This window comes from Sphingomonas sp. TREG-RG-20F-R18-01 (assembly GCF_022662475.1).
Taxonomy (GTDB): Bacteria; Pseudomonadota; Alphaproteobacteria; order Sphingomonadales; family Sphingomonadaceae; genus Sphingomonas.
Map to the genome: position 1 here is coordinate 205459 of NZ_JAKNQQ010000003.1, position 21574 is coordinate 227032.

The 21574-nt window shown below is 64.9% G+C and carries 16 protein-coding genes; 1 reads left to right on the forward strand and 15 read right to left on the reverse strand.

Features of this window, described 5'->3' with window-relative positions; all coding sequences use genetic code 11:
- Window positions 1–60: 60 nt before the first annotated feature.
- The 12 genes from L8K25_RS10825 to cyoA all read right to left on the reverse strand — a co-directional run bounded on the left by L8K25_RS10825 (window position 61) and on the right by cyoA (window position 12989).
- Window positions 61–690, reverse strand: coding sequence for a glutathione S-transferase (locus tag L8K25_RS10825; RefSeq protein ID WP_242138924.1), 630 nt, complete (start codon window positions 688–690; stop codon window positions 61–63).
- 2 nt (window positions 691–692) lie between these two features.
- Window positions 693–986: a ribonuclease HI gene (locus L8K25_RS10830; protein WP_347341150.1), complete on the reverse strand. Its 294-nt coding sequence runs from the start codon at window positions 984–986 to the stop codon at window positions 693–695.
- 174 nt (window positions 987–1160) lie between these two features.
- Window positions 1161–1724: a L,D-transpeptidase gene (locus tag L8K25_RS10835; protein WP_242138926.1), complete on the reverse strand. Its 564-nt coding sequence runs from the start codon at window positions 1722–1724 to the stop codon at window positions 1161–1163.
- Between the two features lie 97 nt (window positions 1725–1821).
- A complete protein-coding gene (locus L8K25_RS10840) occupies window positions 1822–4290 on the reverse strand; it encodes a filamentous hemagglutinin N-terminal domain-containing protein (RefSeq protein WP_242138927.1) in 2469 nt (822 codons plus the stop codon).
- 50 nt (window positions 4291–4340) lie between these two features.
- On the reverse strand, window positions 4341–6005 hold the full coding sequence (locus L8K25_RS10845; protein WP_242138928.1) for a ShlB/FhaC/HecB family hemolysin secretion/activation protein: 1665 nt from the start codon (window positions 6003–6005) through the stop codon (window positions 4341–4343).
- A gap of 315 nt (window positions 6006–6320) precedes the next feature.
- Window positions 6321–6854, reverse strand: a complete 534-nt coding sequence (locus L8K25_RS10850) for a response regulator transcription factor (protein WP_242138929.1) — start codon at window positions 6852–6854, stop codon at window positions 6321–6323.
- Window positions 6844–8157 carry an ATP-binding protein gene (locus tag L8K25_RS10855; protein ID WP_242138930.1) on the reverse strand — a complete coding sequence of 438 codons (1314 nt, stop codon included), beginning with the start codon at window positions 8155–8157 and terminating at the stop codon, window positions 6844–6846. Before L8K25_RS10855 ends, L8K25_RS10850 begins: the two co-directional genes overlap by 11 nt.
- A complete protein-coding gene (locus L8K25_RS10860; protein WP_242138931.1) occupies window positions 8154–8855 on the reverse strand; it encodes an SURF1 family protein in 702 nt (233 codons plus the stop codon). The genes L8K25_RS10855 and L8K25_RS10860 overlap by 4 nt, the downstream gene beginning before the upstream one ends.
- Entirely contained in the window at window positions 8852–9250 is a 399-nt protein-coding gene (gene cyoD / locus L8K25_RS10865) for a cytochrome o ubiquinol oxidase subunit IV (RefSeq protein WP_242138932.1), read from the reverse strand. The genes L8K25_RS10860 and cyoD overlap by 4 nt, the downstream gene beginning before the upstream one ends.
- Window positions 9247–9870 (reverse strand): cytochrome o ubiquinol oxidase subunit III, encoded by a 624-nt coding sequence (gene cyoC / locus L8K25_RS10870; protein ID WP_242138933.1) that lies wholly within the window; start codon window positions 9868–9870, stop codon window positions 9247–9249. Before cyoC ends, cyoD begins: the two co-directional genes overlap by 4 nt.
- Entirely contained in the window at window positions 9867–11870 is a 2004-nt protein-coding gene (cyoB, locus tag L8K25_RS10875; RefSeq protein WP_242138934.1) for a cytochrome o ubiquinol oxidase subunit I, read from the reverse strand. Before cyoB ends, cyoC begins: the two co-directional genes overlap by 4 nt.
- Before the next feature lie 12 nt (window positions 11871–11882).
- A complete protein-coding gene (gene cyoA / locus L8K25_RS10880; protein WP_277923240.1) occupies window positions 11883–12989 on the reverse strand; it encodes a ubiquinol oxidase subunit II in 1107 nt (368 codons plus the stop codon).
- 126 nt (window positions 12990–13115) lie between these two features.
- On the opposite strand from cyoA, the gene L8K25_RS10885 reads away from it, so the two are divergent.
- Window positions 13116–14450, forward strand: coding sequence for an MFS transporter (locus tag L8K25_RS10885; RefSeq protein ID WP_242138936.1), 1335 nt, complete (start codon window positions 13116–13118; stop codon window positions 14448–14450).
- Between the two features lie 32 nt (window positions 14451–14482).
- On the opposite strand, the gene L8K25_RS10890 is transcribed toward L8K25_RS10885, so the two are convergent.
- From L8K25_RS10890 to L8K25_RS10900, 3 genes are all read right to left on the reverse strand, one after another.
- Window positions 14483–17596 (reverse strand): helicase-related protein, encoded by a 3114-nt coding sequence (locus L8K25_RS10890; RefSeq protein WP_242138937.1) that lies wholly within the window; start codon window positions 17594–17596, stop codon window positions 14483–14485.
- Between the two features lie 478 nt (window positions 17597–18074).
- A complete protein-coding gene (locus L8K25_RS10895; protein ID WP_242139264.1) occupies window positions 18075–20411 on the reverse strand; it encodes a transketolase in 2337 nt (778 codons plus the stop codon).
- A gap of 43 nt (window positions 20412–20454) precedes the next feature.
- The gene (locus tag L8K25_RS10900; RefSeq protein ID WP_242138938.1) at window positions 20455–21333 is read right to left on the reverse strand and encodes a LysR substrate-binding domain-containing protein; all 879 of its coding nucleotides are present in this window, start codon (window positions 21331–21333) and stop codon (window positions 20455–20457) included.
- Window positions 21334–21574: the final 241 nt, after the last annotated feature.

A 21574-nucleotide genomic window follows, 5' to 3' on the forward strand; every position in this document is an offset into this window, starting at 1 on the left:
TACACACCATCGTGCCCGAGCGCAAAGCCGTACCCGCGGCGATCCGTTCCGGCCTAGCCGTCAGCGCCCGGCAGGCCAGACGATCGGAGTGTCGCCGGGTTTCCAGGGTTTGTGCCGCTCCATGACGGCAGCGAACAAGGGGGATTCGCCATGTCCCAGCAACCAGGCCCGTACCCGTGGCAGGGGCTGTCGATCGAACCACGGAGGGTCGACTCTTGCGAACTGACGGACGAACGGCATGATCGCAGCATCGGTGATCGAGCGGACGGGACGGCACAGGTTGCCGTTTCGCGCCAACCGATCCTCCAGCATCGCGAGCCAGGCACAAGCCGTCGATCGATGCGCGAGCGCGTCGGTATCGAAGCGTTCCGGATATTTATAGCGATCAAGGTGATGTTTGAAGCGATCGTCACAGTCCGCGATCAGCGTCGCATCATCGCCCTCCATCCACCGTTCGGGATCGTGACGGTCGAGCGCCCATCGCATGATGTCGAGGCTCTGGTCGATGACCGCACCCGTGGCCAGCGCCAGCACGGGAACGGTCGCCTTGGGCGATATCGCAAGCATCGCATCCGGCTTGTCGCGCAACGCTACCTCGCGCAGTTCCACCGCCTGGCCGCTAATGGCCACAGCGAGGCGCGCGCGCATCGCATAGGGACATCGCCGAAAGCTGTAGAGCGTGTCGGGCATGGTCAGCGAGCGTTTCGCCGCGCCAGCGCAATCCCGGCAAGGTTCTGTGTCCGCTTGATGTAGCGGATCGGCGGCAGGGCTCCGTCCGTCAGTGCCATGAGGGTCGATAGATGCTGATCGCCCGATCCTCGACAGCGCTGCGTCCCCCGTACCTGGGCAATGACCGCCGCTGCGTCGCCGAGCAGGACATACCCGCCGTGATCCAGCCCGAGATCGCGCGCCATCCGCTCTGCCGCGATCAGCGCGTGCCATTCGGCATCCATGCTCGATCCATCACCGAGATCGTCCTGGATCATGACCTTTCCCTTGGCGACAACCGCGATTTCCATGCGGCCGGGATTTGGAAGGCAGCCGCCGTCGAAGAACAGTTTTACGCGACCAGACATCGGGCGGGGGTATCAATCCAATTCAGCAACGCCCGGAACGAACGCAGCGGCACGCAGATACAAACTCCTGGAACACAGGACCAGTCAGCCTGCCTTGTCCATCGCATCCGTAAGCGTCGGGAAGGTGGCTGCAACCGACTTCTGCTCCGGCAGGATATAGACGGTTCCATCCGCTGGCCTGAACAGCGGCGCCACGACCGTTTCGTAGAAGATCCGCGGGACGTTGATACAGCCGAAGGATACGCGATTATCGTCGGTGGTCGGGGTCGCCAGACGGGTCAGGCGGTGTTCGCTTCGGCTGGTCGTGACGACGCGGTGGAGCGACAGACCGCTGTCATAGTCGATCCACAACACATCCTCGTGGAGGTCGCGGCCCATGTGCGCCTCGAACCGACCGGCTTGCGTGATACGGTCGGCGGGCCCGATCTGTGCAAGCGTCCGGGTGCCGATACCCGCCGGAGGGACGTCGCCCCGCGCTGCGCCCAGCAGCGCGGGGCTCGTGTCCCGAAGTTTGCCCGACGCGTCGAACGCGAAAACCCGGGCCGCGACTTTGTCGACAATCAGGAATGGTCGGGCATGATTATCGCCCGACGTCATGATCCTCGATACGAGCGCACGGACGGGGGGCGTGCCGTCATCGGATGCCATCGCTTGGCCAGCACCGACGACGGAGGCTTGTCCGGCCGCCGGAAGGCATAGACAGAGTGCCATCCCTGCCGAGACCAGGAGCCGCTGGCCGATCACGTCAGTTGCGAGCCTGCTTGGCGGGAAGAACACGCGCCGGGTGCGGCTGGGGAGCCTGGTATGCAGGTACCATCGGTTGGACCGGCGGAACTGGCTGAACCGGCGGTGGGGGCAGCAACGTCTGCAGGCCCGGCGGCGGCGGGGTGACGATGATGACCGGCGGCGGCGACGGACGATACGGACGTTCCGGCACGGGGACCGGCTGGAGAACCACCGGCGGGGCGGTGGGCGGCCCTGCCGTCGACCCGACCGGAACGATCGTGACCGGCGGGGTTCCGCTGGTATCGCCGGGGGTTATCACGACGACGACCGGGGTGGTGACCACCGGCGTAGATCCAACGGGCGTCGTGACGACCGGCGTCGTGACGACCGGTGGGGTGTCGACCGGTGTCGTCACCGGGGGCGTGACCACCGGCGGGGTTACAACCGGTGGCGTCACGACGGCAGCAGGGGTGATGGTCCCGCTGGTCCGGAAGGTGGACACGCAGCAAGACCCCGCCAAAGCGTATTGCCCGGCATTTGCGCCCGCAAGCGAATAGCCCGAGAACGTGATGCCGATGTTCGTCCCGGCACTGGCGGTGTCGTAGGTCGCGCTGGCATCGGCACCGGCAACCAGGGTCACGCCAGCGGGCAGTCCGGTGACCGTGGTTCCGTTGAAACCGGCCAGCGAAGCGGTGGTCGTTCCGTCCGCCACCTTCGTGCTGCCCGGAAAGACCAGCATGCGCTGCGCCACGGTCGCCCCGAGGCTGAGCGTGAAGAACCCGGAATAATCCGTCGGGGCGGAATAAGAGACGGGGTTATAGTTGATTATCACCGCCGCATTCGGACCGGTGACGGTGACCGGGGCTGTTCCCGGGGCGAACGTAAGGGTCCCTCCGCCGACGCCCGGCCCAGTCCCCGAAGCCCCTGCAATGATCAGGAGACCCGGTTGTAGACCAAGGCTTTGCGCGGGGATCGTCGAACCGCGGGTGAGGGTGACCGACGCAGCGATAAAGGCATCGACGCCGGCACACAGCGCGATGTTGCCGTCCGTCGTTGTGATCGCCGCCAGCACGTTTACGTTGCGCCCGGCGTTCAGCAGGATGCTGCCGTTGGTCGTTGTTAGCGCGGCGTTGACGACGACGTCGCGGCCGCAGCATGCGACGATGTTGCCATTGGTCGCGCTGACCGAATTGTTGAAGACGACATCGCGGTCCGCATTCAGCCGAAGCGTGGTCGTACTGGGGGTTGCCGTCCAGGCGACCGCGTCGTTGACGATGATGTCGCCATTCCCGGGCGCGGTCGTGCCGATTGCCGTCGTGGGCGGAGTGCCCGGCGTCGTAACCGTACCCGTTGGCAAGGTGCTGATGGTCACACTGTTGGTAACCAGCATCGCCGACAGCGTCGCGCCGGAGATGTTGCCGCCAGCCCCGATGATGAAGTCTTGCGGATCGATCAGCCACAGTCCGGTAGCGCCCGCGGGCGACAGGGTCGACACGTGCGCGGCGTCGCTGATCGTCACGCTTGCGGCGGACGTCTCGACGAACCCGCCATTGCCGCCATCGGACGCGCTTGCGTCGAGCGTCCCGGTGAGGTTCACGGTCCCGTTTTGCATGTCGCCGAGGAGCTTGATCGTCCCGCCACGGGTATCGATCGTGCGAGCTTCAACGACACCGCTATTGTTGACCACGGTGCCGAGCAGCGTTCCCGCTCCCTGGGTGGTCATCAGCACGGTGCCGCCGTTCGCGCGGATCAAGCCGCCGTTGCGCACGAGTGCGCCAACCGTACCGGCATCGACCACGACGTTCAGCAAACCGTCGCCAGCGACATCCAGCGTGATCGCTTCGCCGCCTGCGAGCGCAACCGTCCCCAGCCGTGCGGAAATCGTGCCGTCATTCGCGACGCGCCCGCCAAGCAACGCGACGTAGCCGCCATCTGCCGCCGTGATCGTTCCCTGGTTCAGCACCGATCCCGTGCCGGAGCCGCTGAACTTGTACTTACCCGCCATGAAGTCGGCGTCCGCGATGTTCAGCGTCGAGGCGACGAGGCCGCCAACGTTGACCTGCGATCCTGCACCGAACACAACGCCATTCGGGTTGACCAGGAAGACCTTCCCGTTCGCGTTGAGATTACCGAGGATCTGCGACGGGTCAGGGCCGACGACCCGGTTGAGGGCGACGGAGTTGCTGTCTGGCTGCACAAAATTGACGCTGTTGCCCGCAGCGATGTCGAAGCTCTGCCAGTTGAGGGCGGCGGCATGGCTCGACTGAGTAACCGTGACGCTGTTGGCGCCCGTTGCGATATTGGCACTGCCCGCCGTAACGGATCCACCGGTCGGGAGTGGCTGTGCCTGGGCATAGGCCTGACCACCCATGCCGACCGAGGCAAGGATGCCAATCAGCGCGATCCGCATCAAGCCGGGGAGACCGGTCGTTTCTAGGAGGGCTTTGCGGTGCGGGCGGGGCGTGAAAACATGTCCGATGGTGGTCATGAACGAGATCCCTTGAATAGCGAGTACAGACGGCAGCGCAGACGCGTGCGTCAGAAGGTCTTGGCGACCTGGAACCAGAATTGCCCCGCGCGATCGGGCGCGGACGTCGCGGCGACGTCGCCGATCTTGCGGGCGTAAGTTCCGCGGAGCGTGAAGTTCTCCGGTGCCATCCAGGCGATGCCGCCGCCATAGCCGCTGCGTTGGGTGTGGTTGCGGCCGACGAACCACTTGTCCTTCGAATATTGCACATGGCCGGTGTCGACGAAGCCGATCAACTGAAGTTGCCCGGGGAAGCCCCGCGTCCAGTCGCTGACCATCAGACGCGCTTCGGCGGTGGCGATATAGCCCTGGTCGCCATAGGCTTCGCCTTCGGGGTAGGCGCGGACGTTATACGCGCCGCCCAGTTCCATTTTTTCGGACGTGTCGAGATTGTCGAGCGCCACCTGTCCGCGCACCGCACCATAGAGCGACAGGGGACCCGCGACCGACTGAAGCCGCGCCGCGCTGAAATTGAACTTGTTGAACGTGCCGTTGCTGCGCGCCGTGAGCGCGTCGGCGGCCCGGTCCAGCGGCGTTCGCAGGTCCAGGTCGCCGATGGTCCAGCCGACGGAAAAGACGTTCAGGCCCCCACCGCCAAGTCCGTCACGCGTATTGCCGTTCAGTCCGAGCGTTCCGGTCTTGCTCATCCGCCGTGAACGGCTTCCGGTAAGATCGATCCGGTCGTCGTACCATTTCGCGTCGAGCTCGCCGACCGCGTATAGATTGGCGTTGCGGGAACGCACCAGCGGGTAGCTGGCATAGACTGCGGCGATATCCGCGGTTCCATGCGCATTCAGGCTCTCGAACTCATGGCTGAGATCGTAGCGGAAATGCGCGTATGCCGCGCCAACGGTCAGGTTGCCGACTGGAACCTGCCAGGACGCGCGGCCATACGCCATGCCTTCCGTCGAGGCGAGCACCCGGAAACCGAGCGTATCGCCGAGCCCGGTCGCATTGTTGAGATTGATCGAGCCGCCGCCGCGATAGGCCCCGGTATAGCGGTTACCCGCGTTGTCGACCGAGACATCGCCCGTCACACGGCGACCGGGCGCCATCGCCACGTTGAGATTGGACGCGCCAAAGTCCGTACCCGGCGAGAGCGTCGACTGTACCGCAACGCCGGGGATATCGGACAACAACAGCAAACGGCGCTCCAGCGGCGCGCTCGCGACGATGTCGCCGGTGTCGATTCCGCGCAGGATGCCGCGCGCGACGCCTGGTTTGAAGTTGGTCGCATTGTCGATCGTCACGGCGCCGTACCGGCCTTCGATGACTGCGATCGTCACCGATCCGCCCTGAACGTCCTGGGCGGGCAAATATGCCTGCGCCAGGAAATAACCGCGAGCCTTGTAAAAGGCGGCGATCCGCGCTGCGGCGGCGCGCAATTCGTAGAGGTTGAGGTTACTGCCGGCAGTCACGCCACTGGCGGCGAGGAGCGTTCCCTCGTCATACAGCGTCTCACCGCTGATCCGCAGGGTGGAAACGCGGATGCGCGGTCCGGCCGGATCCACATCCGGGGCCGCTGCTGGCGGAGCGACGACCAATCCGGGATCGGCGCGAAGCGTCGTCGGGGCAGGGGGAATCTGCTGAAGCTGACCCCCGGCCGAAGGCACGCGCTGGGCATGCAATGCCGGAGCAGTAGCGAGCAAGATTAGCGAAAAATACCGGATTTTCATACGCACGCCCCTGACAACATGGACAAATGCCGGACGCACGGCCCACACCGGGCATGCGCCGCCAACCTTCGGATTGTTTGCTGGTTGTCCGAATTACGCTTCGGGACAGGGCGGATCGCCCGTGGCAGTGCTTGCCATCGCGAACACAATGCGTAATGCGATGAATGGTTCCGGTGAAGCGATGAAATGTCAATTATAGTGTTAGTAACAAATGATACCTAATATGCACTATTTCATTTTGATGTGCATATCTGGGGCTGACGCACGGGCCGGAGCATGGCGAAGCTAGCGATCCTGCCTTGCCGGGCGGCAGCTTTATACTATCCGGCGTTTTTCCAATTTCCGCGCCAAAGTTCGGCGGTGCATTCCCAACCGTCGTGCGGTCTCGGATACGTTGAACCCGGTCGCCGCTAGGGTCTCGTTGATCCGTTCCCATTCGATCATCTTGATCGATGTCTGACGATCCCCGATCGGCACATCGGCATCGCCCAGCGTCATGCCGAACGCGCGCTCGATATCATCGGTGTTGGCCGGCTTGGCGAGGTAGGAGGTGGCGCCGAGCTTGATGGCCTGAACGGCGGTCGTGATACTCGCATAGCCGGTCAGGACCACGATCACCGTGTCGGGATCGTGCGCACGCAACGTCTCGACACACGCCAGCCCCGAACTGTTTGCCAATTTGAGGTCCACGACGGCATAATCCGGGGTGCGTGCTGCGAGCAGGGCCGGCAGGTCGTTTGGGCCCTCGGCCAGAATGACCTCATACTCGCGCCGTTGGAACGATCGTTGCAGGGTTCGGGCGAAGGCAGCATCATCCTCGATGATCAGCAACAGGGGGTTAGTCGACATCGTCATCTCCACCCAAAGCGATGGCCGCGAGCGGCAGGCGGAAGGTCACCTCGGCGCCGCTGCGGGGCTGGTTGCGTGCGCTGAGCGCGCCATCGAGCTTACGGGCGACGTTGCTCGCTAGAAACAGCCCCATGCCACGGCCGAGTTCATGCTTGGTACTGTTGTAAGGCTTTCCGATATTGCCGAGCTGTTCGGCGGCGAAGCCCGGCCCGGCGTCGCGGACGGTCAGCACCATGTCGCCGTCGTCGCGGGCCAGCGTAATGTCGATCCGCTGCGGCGAATATTCGGCCGCATTGTCCAGCAAGTTGAACACTGCTTGCTGCAGAACCACGTCGGATACGATCGGGACGTCGCGTCCGAACTGATCGTCATACGTGGCGTTGGCGAAGCTGCGCGCAGCGATCCAGTCGGCGATGACGCGGTCGACGAAGGCGCGGACCGTGGTGGCGGCGGACTGCTCGCCGCGCGCGTCGCCCGACGACAGCAGGATGCTGGTCACGATCGCCTTGCAGCGCTGCACCTCCGCCTGCATTTCCTCGATATCGGACAGCAAGTCCGGATTGCGCGCGATCGCACCGTTCCGGCGCCAGTCCCCCAAGATTACGGAGAGCGAAGAGAGCGGCGTCCCCAGTTCGTGCGCCGCCCCGGAAGCGAGCATCCCGATCCGGACGATATGCTCCTCCTCGACCGCTTGGCGCTCGATCTCGGCAAGGCGGTTGTCCTGCGCGCGCAGATTTCCGTTGATCCGCCCGACGAATGCGACCAGCAGGACCGCAACGAGGGCGAAACAGACCCACATCCCCTGAACGTGCAAGGCAAACAGCGAGCGGTCGAATCCTGGCGGCAGGGTGATCGGACGGTAGAATGCGGTCAGCACGGCAAAGGACAGGCTGGTCGCGGCCACGATCGTCCACGCCGACCACCGCGCGAGCAGGACCGAGCCAAGAACGACCTGCAGGAGGAACAGCGACACGAAGGGATTGGTCGCGCCCCCACTGAGGTACAACTGACCACTCAGCGCGAGGACGTCGAGCAACAGGCCACCGAAGAGGGCGCCGTTGGTAATCGGGGACGCGAGACGCAGGCGCAACAGGCTGGCGGCGTTGAGAATAACGAGCGCCGTCAGCACGCTTAGCATCGCAAGCATCGGCAGGCGAATGCCAAACACTACGTTGGTCAGCAGGATCGTCGCCAACTGGCCGGCGACCGCCATCCAGCGCAACTCGACCAGCTGGAGCATGTTGGCATGGCCGGCCGTCTGCGACACGGGAACGCCGCGCCGGCCGGCCACCGCCTGGGTCACGCGCCGCGATCGGGTCGGCGGGGCCCCTGACGTATCCAGTACACGAATCCGGCGGTGCTCATGAGCGCGAGAATGTACCATGTGACCGCATAAGCAAGATGACTGTTGGGAAAACGTATCACCGTAAGACCGCCAACCGGCGCGCCGGGGCGGGTGTCCGCTGCATCGGCATCGATGAAGTAGGGAAGCGCCGGGGTAACGCCGCGACGCGCCGCGATTGCGCCGACATCGCGGGAATACCAGCGCTCGGCACCCGGGTCATTTTTGCGCAGGAACCCACCGCGCGGCTCGGTTAGGCGGAGCAGGCCCGTCACCGTCGCCAAGCCCGTCGGCGGTGGCAAGGCGCGACGCACAGGGACATAGCCGCGGTTGATCAGCACGGTCGCCCCGCTCGTCAACCGCAGCGGGGTCATTGCCCAGAAACCGGGGCCGCGAACGGTCAAGGCCTGAACGAATGTGTCCTTGCCCGCGACGTACGCACCACGCGCCTGAACCCGCAGATAAGCGCTGTTCTGGTCGACGGTAGCAGGCGCGGGGACGGCGGCGGCGTGAACACGCGCATTCACGCGCGCGATCAGATCGAGCTTCCAGGCGCGTCGTTGCACCTGCCACGTGCCGAGCCCGAGCAGCGCGGCGATGACGAGGAGCCACGCCACCCCGACCGCGCCGCGCCGCGCGCGCTGTCCCGCCGTGGTCACCCCATCTGGCTCATGTCTTGGGTCGGCATCATGTTGGCGTTCATATGGTACATCACCCAGAGCGATCCGCTTAGTGCGATCCCGACGATGACGATCGTGAAGATCAGCGCCATCATTGACCAGCCGCCCTCTGCCCGACGATTCATGTGCAGGAAGAAGATCATGTGGACCACCATCTGCACCGCGGCGAACGCCATGATGATCAGCGCGGTCGCCTGGTTGGTCAGCGTTCGCGTCATCACCAGCCAGAACGGAACCGCGGTCAGCACGACCGACAGGCCGAAACCGATCCCGTAGCTCTTGTACGAGCCGTGCGACTCTTCGTGTGCGAGGTCGTCGTGATGGCCGTTGCCGTGGTGGGCGTCGTGCGCGGCGTGGTGGAGGTCAGCGCTCATCGCAGCATTCCCATGAGATAGACGAAGGTGAAGACGCCGATCCAGATGACGTCAAGGAAGTGCCAGAACAGGCTGAGGCACATCAGGCGGCGCTGGTTGGCGGGGATCAGGCCCTTGACCTGAATTTGCACCATCAGCGTGAACAGCCAGATCAGCCCAAAGGTGACGTGGAGCCCGTGCGTCGCGACCAGCGTGAAGAACGACGATAGGAACGCGCTGCGTTGCGGCGTCGCGCCCTCATGGATCAGGTTGGCGAACTCGTACAGCTCGATGCTGATGAACGCGATGCCGAACGCCGCGGTCACCGCGAGCCACGCCTGGGTCGCGCCGACCTTCTTGTTGGTCATCGCGAGCATCGCGAAGCCATAGGTGATCGACGAGAACAGCAGCATCGACGTGTTGACCGCGACCAGCGGCAGCTCGAACAGCTGCTTGGGCCCCGGACCCCCGGCGTAGCTGGTCCCCAGCACGCCGTAGGTCGCGAACAGCATGGCGAAGATCAGGCAGTCGCTCATCAGGTAGAGCCAGAAGCCGAGCATCGTGCTCGACCCCTCGGCATGATGCGGCTCTTCGGCGAGGTGGAACGTGTCCAGATCGTAGTCGGTGGTGGTCGTGCTCATGCCTTTACCTCCGCGAGGATCGCGGTGCGGGCTTCTTCCTTTTCGGCGACGGTCGCTTTCGGGATGTAGAAGTCACGCTTGTAGATGAACGTGTGGCCGATCGCGACCGCCAGGATCCCGACGAAGCTGATCGCCGCAAGCCACCACACGTACCAGATCATGCCGACCGAGAAGCCGACGCTGAGCCCGGCAAGGATCACGCCGGTACCGGTGTTCGATGGCATGTGGATGTCCTTGAAGCCAGTCGTCGGACGCTCGTAGCCGCGTGCCTTCATGTCGGCCCACGCATCGCCCTGGTGGATCACCGGAGTGAACGCGAAGTTATAGTCTGGCGGCGGCGACGAGGTTGCCCATTCGAGCGTGCGACCGTTCCACGGGTCACCGGTGGTGTCGCGAAGCTTCTCGCGATCGCGCACGCTGACCGCGAACTGCAGCAGCATGGCACCGATGCCGGCTGCGATGAGCAACGCACCGATCCCTGCGATGATGAACCAGATCTGCAGGCTCGGGTCATCGAAGGTGCGCAGGCGACGCGTCACGCCCATCAGGCCGAGCACGTAGAGCGGCATGAACGCGAGGTAGAAGCCCACGACCCAGCACCAGAACGACACCTTGCCCCAGAACTGGTTGAGCTTGAACCCGAACGCCTTGGGGAACCAGTAGTTGATCCCGGCGAAGGCCCCGAACACCACGCCACCGATGATGACGTTGTGGAAATGCGCCACGAGGAACAGCGAGTTGTGGAGCACGAAGTCGGCTGGCGGCACCGCGAGCAGGACGCCGGTCATGCCGCCGATCGTGAAGGTGATCATGAACGCGATCGTCCACATCATCGGCAGTTCGAAGCGCACCCGGCCACGGTACATGGTGAACAGCCAGTTGAAGATCTTCGCACCCGTCGGGATCGAGATGATCATCGTGGTGATGCCGAAGAACGAGTTGACGCTCGCGCCCGACCCCATGGTGAAGAAGTGGTGCAGCCAGACGAGGTAGGCGAGCAGGGTGATGACCATGGTCGCATACACCATCGAGGTGTAGCCGAAGATCCGCTTGCCCGAGAAGGTCGAGGTGACCTCGCTGAACACGCCGAACATCGGGAGAATCAGGATGTAAACTTCCGGGTGGCCCCAGATCCAGATCAGGTTGACGTACATCATCGGGTTACCGCCGAGCGTGTTCGTAAAGAACGCGGTATCGGCGTAGCGGTCGAGGCTGAGCAGTGCGAGCACTGCGGTCAGGACCGGGAAGGCGGCGACGATCAGGATGTTGGTGCAGAGCGCGGTCCAGCAGAAGATCGGCATCTTCATCATGGTCATGCCCGGCGCGCGCATCTTGACGATGGTGGCGATCAGGTTGACGCCCGACAGCAGCGTGCCGACACCCGCAATCTGGAGCGACCAGATGTAATAATCGACGCCGACGCCCGGGCTGTAGTTGATCCCCGAGAGCGGCGGCATGGCGAGCCAGCCGGTCTGCGCGAATTCGCCGACGAACAGGCTCATCATGATGATCACCGCGCCTGCGGTCGTCATCCAGAAGCTGAAGTTGTTGAGGAAGGGGAAGGACACGTCGCGCGCACCGATCTGGAGCGGGACGACGTAGTTCATCAGCCCGGTCACGAACGGCATCGCGACGAAGAAGATCATGATGACACCGTGGGCGGTGAACACCTGGTCGTAATGGTGCGCGTTGAGATAGCCTTCGTTGCCGAACGCCATCGCCTGCTGCGCGCGCATCATGATCGCGTCGGAGAAGCCACGCAGCAGCATGACGATCCCGAGGATCATGTACATGATGCCGATCTTCTTGTGATCGACGCTGGTGAACCACTCCTTCCAGAGATAGCCCCAGAGCTTGAAATAAGTGATCGCCGACAGCAGCGCGATCCCGCCGAGCGCGACGCCACAGAAGGTGGCGACGACGATCGGTTCGTGAAGCGGGAGCGACTCAAGCGTGAAGCGGCCGAGGATCGGACTGACGTTGAGGGGTGAAGCTTGCATGGTACTGGCCATTTAGAGGGGGCGCTGCTTGGGCGTATTGGACTCTTCCGGTTTCGAAGGTCCGCGTTGCGGGATGTCGGACGGGCTTTTGGGCGGCGCGTGGCCGGCGTCCCGTGTCGTCAGCGGCTCGGAAACACGATGCCCTTCCGCCGTACCGCTGTTGGGCATGCCTTCCATCGCCGCGCTGTCTTGCATGTCTTTCTTCATCATGTCGCTCATGCAGGTCGTGCCGGGACGAATGCACTGGTTGACGACGGCACTGAAGATGCCGGGATCGACGTTCGCGAACCGCATGACCGGAACCTTCTCCGAAGGCTTCTCGAGCTTCAGATAATCGGCGCGGGTCAGCGTCGCGCCGGCCGCCTTGTTGCGGGCGATCCAGGCGGCGAAATCGGCGTCGTTCAGACCGTGGAACCGGAACCGCATCCCCGAAAAGCCTGCGCCCGAATAGTTGGACGAGAAGCCTTCGTAATTGCCCGGCTTGTTGATGACCGCGTTCAGCTGCGTCTCCATCGACGGCATCGCGTAGATCATCCCGGCAAGCGTCGGCACGTAGAAGGCGTTCATCACCGAGGACGAGGTAATCCGAAAGTGGATAGGCCGGTCGATCGGCGCTGCCAGCTCGTTCACGGTCGCAATGCCATATTGCGGATAGACGAACATCCACTTCCAATCGAGTGCGATCACTTCGACCTCGAGCGGCTTGACGTTTGCCACCAGCGGTTTGCCCGCGGCAAGTCGGCTGATCGGACGATAGGGGTCGAGCAGGTGAGTCGCGGTCCAGGTCACCGCGCCAAGACAGATCACGATCAGCAGCGGAGCCGCCCAGATCAGCAATTCGAGCTGCGACGAGTGATCCCAATCGGGTTCATAGGTCGCGTCTTCGTTGGTGGCGCGATAGCGCCACGCGAACAGGCCGACCAATCCGATCACCGGCACGACGATCAACAGCATCAGCGCGGTCGAAAAAACCACGAGATCGCGCTGCTGCAACGCAACATCGCCGGCAGGGTGCATTACGACCATGTTGCAACCGCTCAGGAGCAGCGCAAGCGTCCCGCCGGCAGCAAGCTTGCGACTCGGACGGCGGAGATTCGGGGAAAGACGAAGGAATGCCATGGCGGCGCGCTATACACAGATGCTGCGCTGCGACATTGGACATTTTGTCCAATGCCGCATTGTCGTGATATAAGGCATAGGCTCCGAAGCCGACCGATCGTCCACCGGTCCAGGAAGACGCGAACGATGACAGTACAAACCGCCTCCCACAATGCCGAGCGTGACGCGCGCGCGATCAACGCGCGCCACGCCCATGGTCATGGACACGTCGACCCGAACGAGATCGCCATCGGCGTTGTCATCGGGCGCACGTCCGAATTTTTCGACTTTTTCGTCTATGCGATCGCGTCGGTGCTGGTTTTTCCGGCGTTGATCTTTCCGTTCGCGGATCGGCTGACCGGTACGCTGTACTCGTTCGGAATTTTTGCCCTGGCGTTCATCGCGCGCCCGGTCGGGTCGATGATCTTTCTCGCGGTCGATGCGGTGCTTGGCCGCGGGACCAAGCTGACGATCGCGCTTTTCATGCTCGGCGGGTCGACCGCCGCGGTCGCGTTCCTGCCGGGCTATGAGACGATCGGCGGATGGGCGATCGTGTTGCTGGCGATCTTCCGGATCGGCCAGGGCATCGCCCTTGGCGGTGCCTGGGACGGCCTGGCCTCGCTGCTCGCGCTGAATGCGCCCGAGAACAAGCGCGGCTGGTATGCCATGATCCCGCAGCTCGGCGCGCCGCTTGGCCTGATCGTCGCGAGTGCCTTGTTCGCCTTCTTCCTCAGCACGTTGTCGCTTGCCGATTTCCTCGACTGGGGATGGCGGTATCCGTTCTTCGTGGCGTTCGCGATCAACGTCGTCGCGCTGTTCGCACGGCTGCGGATGGTATCGACTCCGCATTATGAGGCGATGTTCGAAAGCCGCGAGCTCGAGCCGTCGAACGTGCTCGAAACCATTCGCAGCGACTGGCGCAACATTGTGATCGGGGCGTTTGCGCCGCTGGCGAGTTTTGCGCTGTTCCACATGGTCACCGTTTTTCCGCTGTCCTGGGTGAATCTGTTTACGAAGCAGAGCCCCGAACGGTTCCTTTCGATCGAAATCCTTGGTGGGGTCGTGGGCGTCGTGGGCGTGATCGCATCGGGCGTGATCGCCGATCGGGTCGGCCGGCGGTATCTGCTTGGCGTGACCGCGGCGGGGATCGCGGCGTTCAGCGGGTTCGCCCCGCAGCTGTTGAGCGCGGGCTACACGGGCGAGCTCACGTTCGTGCTGGTCGGTTTTGCCTTGCTAGGCGTGGCGTTCGGCCAGTCTTCGGGCGCGGTCGCCGCCAATTTCGGCAGCGCGCGGCGTTATACCGGCGCGGCACTGACGTCCGATCTGGCATGGCTCGTCGGTGCGGGCTTCGCGCCGCTCGTGGCCCTGGTGCTCGCGAGCAATTTCGGACTGCTCGCGGCGGGTGCCTATCTCCTCTCGGGCGCGCTGGCGACGCTGATCGCGCTTGGCGTCAACAAGGAGCTGGGACGTCGAATTGCCTGAGTTCTCCATGACCCCGGCGGTTGCCGGGGTCATCAGGCGACGAGCTCTTCCAGCAAGGCCGTGACCCGGTCGGTCCGGATTGCGTCCTCGGTCGGTTCCGTAAGCAGGAACCGGCCGTTTTTTTCGACCAGCCCGGCGTCCGCGGTATCGGCGGTAAAATCACGCCGCGGCGTCAGCGCGATCGCTGCGGACCCGGCGTCGATCCGTTCGACCCGCGCATCGCGCGCTAGCAACCGCACCCGGGCTCGCGCCAGCAGCGAAATCGCATCGTCTGGCAGCGCGCCGAAGCGGTCGACCAATTCGTCTTCGAACGCATCGAGGTTCGAACCGTCCGCTATCCGGCTCAGCCGGATGTAGAGTGACAGGCGGATGTCGTCCTCAGGGATCCACGTCGCCGAAAACCCTCCGGCTGCGCCAAGGTTCAATTCCGGGGTCCAGCGTTCGGCATCCTCGCCGCGCGCCTGACGCAACGCACCGCCAAGCAGATGCTGGTACAGGTCGATCCCGATCAGCTTGGTATGGCCCGCCTGGGTCTCTCCGAGCAGATCGCCGGCGCCCCGCATGTCGAGGTCTTGCGCGCTGATATCGAAGCCGGCGCCTAGCCGGTCGAACGTCGCTAAGGTCCGCAGTCGCTTGAGCGTGCGTTCGGCAATCGCATCCCCCGAGGCGGTCAGCAGGATGACCTGTCCGCGACGGTTCCCGCGTCCGACCCGTCCGCGAAGCTGGTGCAACTGCGCCAGTCCGAACCGGTCCGCCCGCCATACGATCATGGCGTTGGCCCGCGGAACGTCGAGCCCGGCTTCGATGATGTTCGTCGCCAGCAGCACGTCGCCGTGTCCGTCGGAAAAGCGCACCATGACATCGTCGATCTCGGCGGCGGGCATCTTGCCGTGCGCCTCGACGATGCTGAGGCCGGGCACTGCCGCACGCAGCTTGGCGCCGAAGCTGGCCATGTCCTCGATCCGCGGAACGACGACGAAGCTTTGTCCGCCGCGGGCCTTTTCGCGAAGCAATGCGGTCCGGATCCGCACGTCGTCGAACTGGTCGAGGCTGGTGCGAATGGGTTGGCGGCGGGCCGGGGGCGTCGCGATGATCGAAATCTGCTGCAGTCCGACGAGCGCCATCTGAAGCGTCCGGGGGATCGGCGTTGCGCTCAGCGTCAGGAGATGGATTTCGCCCGATCCCCGGAGCCGGGCCTTGTCAGCCGCGCCAAACCGCTGCTCCTCGTCGATGATCACCAGGCCGAGGTTGGCATAGCTCACTCCCTTCGCCATGACGGCACCCGTTCCGATGACGACGTTGATCGATCCATCGGCAAGCCCTGCCTTGACCGCTCGCTTCTCGGCCGCGCTCGACAGGCGGGACAGCCCGGCGACGACGATGCCCGCCGCGTCGAATCGTTTCCGGAAACTCTCGAGATGCTGCCTTACGAGCACCGTCGTCGGGGCGGCGACGACGACCTGATGCCCCGACAGGGCCGCGATGGCGGCGGCCCGCAACGCGACCTCGGTCTTGCCGTAACCGACGTCGCCGACGACCAGCCGATCCATCGGACGCCCCCGCGCGAGATCCTCCCGCACGGCATTGATTGCGCGGGTCTGGTCCGCAGTCTCGTTGAATGCGAACCCGTTCGCGAACCGCTCATACGCGGACGGGTCGGGCGTCAGGGCGGGAGCCTCGAGCATCTCGCGGGTGCGGGCGAGCTCGGTCAGCCCCCTGGCGCTTTCGGCGATAGCGGCATCAATGTCGCCGCGGCGTTTCTGCCAGGACGACCCATCGAGCTTGTCGAGCGTCACCGCTTCGGCATCCGCGCCGTAGCGCCAGATCCGGTCCGCATCGTCGATCGCGACCAGTCGCCGTGCCCCGCCGGCATATTCGAGCGCGATCATTTCGCCCGATGTCGCCTCGGCCCGGGGGGCAGGTTCGAGACCCAGCACGAGGCCGACCCCGTGATCTTCGTGGACGACGACGTCCCCGATGCGGATTTCCGCGCTGCCGAGCAGAGGATTCGTTGCACCGGGGAGGGCGTCGTCCAGCAAGGCACGGCTCCCGAGCAGATCCGCTGCGGCGATCACGATGCGTTGATCGTCGACGAAGCCGCAGTCCACCGGCATGGTGATCGTCGTGGCCGTCCCGGGTGCCAGCGCACGGATCGCGGCCCAGTCTGCGGCCTCGGCAAAAGTGATTCCGAGTCGTTTGGCAATGCGGCCGCGCAGGAAGCGCACGTCGCGCGTGCTTCCTGCCAGGATCAGGACGTGATCCTCCAACAGAGGCTTGGCAAAGCGCGCCAGTTTGGCGAGCGGTGCCTTGACTTCGGCAAAGCGCGGTACGTCCGCCACCTGTCCGTCGAAGGTCAATGGCGTCCAATCCTCGAGCGCCGCCGCCCAGCAGTCGTCCTCGATCGCATCGATCTTGCCGGTACCGCGGGCCGCGACGTCGGCGGCGAGCTGAAGAAAGCGCTTGCGGCGCGCATCGGCCTTCGGCGCCATGGCAATCCGCGCCGGCGTCATGTGATCCAGGATCGCCACGGGGCTCTGCATCGGTGGTTCGGCCGCGCGTCCGATTTCAAGCAGGCCAAGATCGTCGAGCGTGCGTTGCGTGGCCGGATCGAAGGATCGGATCGCCGAAATCTCGCCATCAACGACATCGATCCGCGCGGGGCGGACAGCATCGGCGGGGAAGATGTCGATCACTTCGCCACGCACGGCAACTTCGCCGGGTTCGTCGACGCGGTCGTCCGCGACGTAGCCGAGCTCCTCGACCATCCCTGCAAAGGCATCGGTATCGATCGCGTCCCCGATCCGCATGGTGGGCGGCGCGCGATCGAAGGCGGCAGGCGTGGGATACCTGCGTGCCGCGGCCTCGCCGCTCAGGATCAGCGCCAGCGGGGAACGCCGTGGGTCCATTTGCGCAAGGCGCAAGGCATGCAGGGTCGCGACACGGCGCCCGGCATTTGCGGGGGACGCTGGAGCGATATCCCCGGGCAGCGTATCACTGGAGGGGAGGAGGAACACGCACGACGGGGACACGATCGCCCTCACGGCGCACGACAGCGCCTCGGCCTGCTGGTCATCATCCGCCAGAAAGACCATGTCATGCGATCGCAAGGTTTCGGCGATACGCGTTGCGATATAAGCGATATTCATGCTGCACATACCTGTAGCAAGGCCGGACGTGCCGGCCGATTGACGCCGCCCTGCGGCGGGCACGCGCAGAAGATGGCTTTGGGAGGATCGATCCGGGATAGGCACGTCGTCGATCGTCATGCTCGCAATGCCGGTGTCGGCGAGCCGATCGGCGCGGCGTCAAAATGCGCGAACGAACCCGTAGCAGAACGACCCGTGCGTGCGCATCGCGCGTCCCCCGTCATCGGGGCCGCGATCACCGTCGCGGGGGATTCGACCCATGCGGCAAAGCTTTCCAGCGGCGTGTCCTTTCCATTCGAAGCAGGAACGGGAGAACGCGCGACGCCAATTTAGCGCCACTGGCAGCGGCGGTATTTTGCGCTGATCCAAAGCAAGCCGCGCATGACGCATCGGCGTTCCCGCGGAGCCGGTCAGGCCGGGGTGACCCCCACCGCCGTTCAGCCGCACGTGCACGAAACGTCGGTGTGGGATGTGCGGTCTAGAGCAGCAGTTCGGCGACGGCATCCACGATCGCTTCAGCATCCAGCCGGTACAGCCGGTACAAGTCTGGCAGGTCGCCCGTCTGGCCGAACCGGTCGGTCCCGAGCGGGCTCACGCGCATCCCGCGAACCCCGCCGAGCCACGATAGCGTGGACGGAGCACCGTCGATCACCGTGACCAGCCCGGCACCGGGCGCGAGGGCGTCGAGCAGCGTTTCGGCATGGCACGGAGTCCGCGCGCCGCCTGTCCAGCGTTGCGCGTGGCGTGCGGACCAGCCGCGATGCAGCAGGTCAGGCGAAGTCGCCATCAGCAGGCCCAGCCCCGGTACGTCGTCCGCCAGCGTGGCATGCGCCTCGAGTACCTCGGGCGTCACCGCACCAGTGAAGACGATCGCGACATCGCGCGCGCCATCGGGTTCGACCAGCCAATAGCCGCCCTCGAGCGCATCCGCCTTCCATCGGTCATCCGTGCGCTCGACCTGCGGGATCGTGCGGGTGGACAGGCGCAGATAGGTCGATCCGCCGTCGTCCGCCTGGATCTGCTCGAACGCCCAGTGCATCATCAGCGCGAGTTCGTCGGCAAAGGCAGGCTCGAAATAGGTGAGCCCGGGCTGGCCGATCCCGATCAGCGGCGAGTTGATCGACTGGTGCGCGCCGCCCTCCGGCCCGAGGGTCAGCCCCGAGGGCGTCGCCACCAGCAAGAAGCGCGCATCCTGGTAACAGGCGTAGTTGAGCGCATCGAGCCCGCGCGCGATGAACGGGTCGTAGACCGTCCCGATCGGCATCAGCCGGGTGCCGAACAGCGGTGCCGCAAGACCGAGCGCCGCCAGCATCAGGAACAGATTGTTCTCGGCGATGCCAAGTTCGATATGCTGCCCCGCGCCGTGACCCGCCCATTTCTGCGCGGTCGGAATGCGCGCGGCGGAGAAGACGTCGGCGAGTTCCTGCCGCCGGAACAACCCGCGCTGATTGACGAACGCGCCGAGGTTGGTCGAGACGGTCACGTCGGGCGAGGTCGTCACGATCCGGTCCGCGACCGGATGCCCGCTCTTGGCGAGATCGAGCAGGATGCGCCCGAACGCCGCTTGGGTCGACCATTCCGCGCCTTCCGGGGCGGGGAGCGCGTTGGGCAGCGGGATCGCGGGGGCGGCGGGAACGGGACGCGCGGTCGCCAGCGCGCTGCGTTCGACCACCGAACGCACCTGCGCCGCGACATTGTCGCCGAGGCCACCGTAAGGCGCCCATTCGTCGCCCTCGGCGATGCCGAGACGGTCGCGCAGCGCGTGGATCTGGCCAGGGTTCATCAACCCCGAATGATTGTCCTTGTGACCCGCGAAGGGGAGGCCGTAGCCCTTGATCGTATAGGCGATGAACAGCGTCGGCACGTCGTCGTCACACCGCGCGAAGGCGTCGAGCAGTGTTTCGATGCAGTGCCCGCCGAGGTTGGTCATCAACGCCGCCAGCGCATCGTCGTCAAACGTGTCGATCAGCGCAAGGCTTTCGCCCGCCCCCGCCAGGTCCGCGTGCAGGCGAGTGCGCCAGGCGGCCCCGCCCTGATAGGTCAGCGCCGCGAATTCGGCATTGGGGCAGGCGTCGATCCAGTCGGCGATCGCCTGTCCGCCGTCGCGCGCGAAGGCGGCGCGCTGGAGCTTGCCGTGTTTCAGCGTCTCGACGCGCCAGCCGCAGGTTTCGAAAATGTCGTCGAAGCGCCGGAACATCCGGTCCGCCGTCGTGCTGTCGAGCGACTGGCGGTTGTAATCGACGATCCACCAGCAATTGCGGATGTCGTGCTTGTACGCCTCGATCAGGCATTCGTAGATATTGCCCTCGTCGAGCTCAGCATCGCCCATCAGCGCGATCATCCGCCCGGCGTCCGCTTCGGCGAGGTCGCCGTGCGCGATCAGATAATCCTGGATCAGACTCGCGAAGGCGGTGATCGCGACCCCGAGTCCGACCGACCCGGTCGAGAAGTCGACGGGAATCGAATCCTTGGTCCGGCTCGGGTAGCTCTGCGCGCCGCCGAGGCCACGGTAGCGCCGGAGCGCGTCGAGCGATTGCTGGCCCATCAGGTAATGGATCGCGTGGAGCACCGGCCCGGCGTGCGGCTTGACCGCGACCTTGTCGTTCGGGCGGAGCGCGCCGAAGTAGAGCGCGGTCATGATCGCGGTGATCGACGCGCAGCTCGCCTGGTGCCCGCCGACCTTCAGCCCGTCGCGGCTTTCGCGGAGGTGGTTGGCGTTGTGGATCGTCCAGGACGACAGCCAGCGCAGCCGGGTCTCGATCGTCTCGAGAATCGCGATGGTTTCGGCGTCGGGGCTGGGGTTGATCGTTTCCATTGCAACCAAATAGCGCGTCTCGCGGCGGATGCGACCGGAAAGTTCAGCCCGCCTGCCGCGCCGCGAATTGCGCGATCAGCCAGCTGCGGAACAGGCTGATCGTCGGATCGTCGAGATCGTCCGCGCGCAATTTGAGATAATAGCCGAACCCGTCGTCGACCATCGCGTCATACGGCACGACGAGCTTGCCCGCAGCGATCTCGGGCGCGAACATCGCGATATCAGCGAGCGCGATCCCGCCGGACTGCATCGCATAGGTCGCAGCGAGCGACAGCGTGTCGAACGCGAGCCCGCGATTGGTGTTGAGCTCGATCCCGCTGCTGCGTGCAAAGCTGCTCCACAGCAGCCCGCGCACTTCGCCGTCGAGGGTCACGTGCAGCAGGTCGTTGTCCGACAGGAACTGCTCGAGCGACTTGCCCGTGTTGGCCGCCGCCACCGCGGGGGAACAGACCGGCGCGACCCGGACCAGCCACAACAGGTCGGTAATGCGGTCGTCGATGTTCGGCCGGTCGAACACGATCGCCATGTCGGTCTCGGTGGTCGGCATCCCCGTCACGGGTGAACTCGAAATGTCGATCCGCACGTCGGGATAGTCGCGGTGGAACGCGCGGATCATCGGCATCACCACCTGCTGCAGCAGCGACGGGGGAATGTGAATCCGGATCGGACGGCCGCTCAGTGGATCGTGGCTCACCGCATTCATTGTCTGCTCGAGCAGGTCGAACGAGCGGCGCACCTCGGGGAGCAGCGCCGCGCCCGCCGCGGTCAGCACGAGCCGTTGGCCGGAGCGGTCGAACAGTTTCTGCCCGAGCAATTCCTCGAGGCTGATGATGTGCCGGCTGACCGCGCTTTGCGAGACGTTGAGCGCCTGCGCCCCCGCCGTGAAGCTCAGCCGCTGCCCGACCGCGTCGAAGGCGCGCAACGCGTTGAGCGGGAGCCAGCGGCGGTTGATGATCTTCGACTTGGCGATGGCCCGTTCCCCGGATGGCTGCGACGCGCTGTATGGCGGGTATCAATCCAATTCCACCACCGAATGCAAGACCCGGACTGCTCGTCCGATGCCCTCCGCGCCCGTCGCGGTTTTCGCATGGGCGCATGCGCAAATGGAATTTTCCGGGGAAGGTGCTGCCGTGTCACACCGCTTCGTACGGGGCAGGAGCACA

Coding starts and splice junctions, on each gene's coding strand:
- L8K25_RS10825 (WP_242138924.1), bottom strand. CDS start 690: ATGCCCGACACGCTCTACAGCTTTCGGCGATGTCCCTATGCGATGCGC.
- L8K25_RS10830 (WP_347341150.1), bottom strand. CDS start 986: ATGATCCAGGACGATCTCGGTGATGGATCGAGCATGGATGCCGAATGG.
- L8K25_RS10835 (WP_242138926.1), bottom strand. CDS start 1,724: ATGGCATCCGATGACGGCACGCCCCCCGTCCGTGCGCTCGTATCGAGG.
- L8K25_RS10840 (WP_242138927.1), bottom strand. CDS start 4,290: ATGACCACCATCGGACATGTTTTCACGCCCCGCCCGCACCGCAAAGCC.
- L8K25_RS10845 (WP_242138928.1), bottom strand. CDS start 6,005: ATGAAAATCCGGTATTTTTCGCTAATCTTGCTCGCTACTGCTCCGGCA.
- L8K25_RS10850 (WP_242138929.1), bottom strand. CDS start 6,854: ATGTCGACTAACCCCCTGTTGCTGATCATCGAGGATGATGCTGCCTTC.
- cyoD (WP_242138932.1), bottom strand. CDS start 9,250: ATGAGCGCTGACCTCCACCACGCCGCGCACGACGCCCACCACGGCAAC.
- cyoC (WP_242138933.1), bottom strand. CDS start 9,870: ATGAGCACGACCACCACCGACTACGATCTGGACACGTTCCACCTCGCC.
- cyoB (WP_242138934.1), bottom strand. CDS start 11,870: ATGCAAGCTTCACCCCTCAACGTCAGTCCGATCCTCGGCCGCTTCACG.
- cyoA (WP_277923240.1), bottom strand. CDS start 12,989: ATGGCATTCCTTCGTCTTTCCCCGAATCTCCGCCGTCCGAGTCGCAAG.
- L8K25_RS10885 (WP_242138936.1), top strand. CDS start 13,116: ATGACAGTACAAACCGCCTCCCACAATGCCGAGCGTGACGCGCGCGCG.
- L8K25_RS10890 (WP_242138937.1), bottom strand. CDS start 17,596: ATGAATATCGCTTATATCGCAACGCGTATCGCCGAAACCTTGCGATCG.
- L8K25_RS10895 (WP_242139264.1), bottom strand. CDS start 20,411: ATGGAAACGATCAACCCCAGCCCCGACGCCGAAACCATCGCGATTCTC.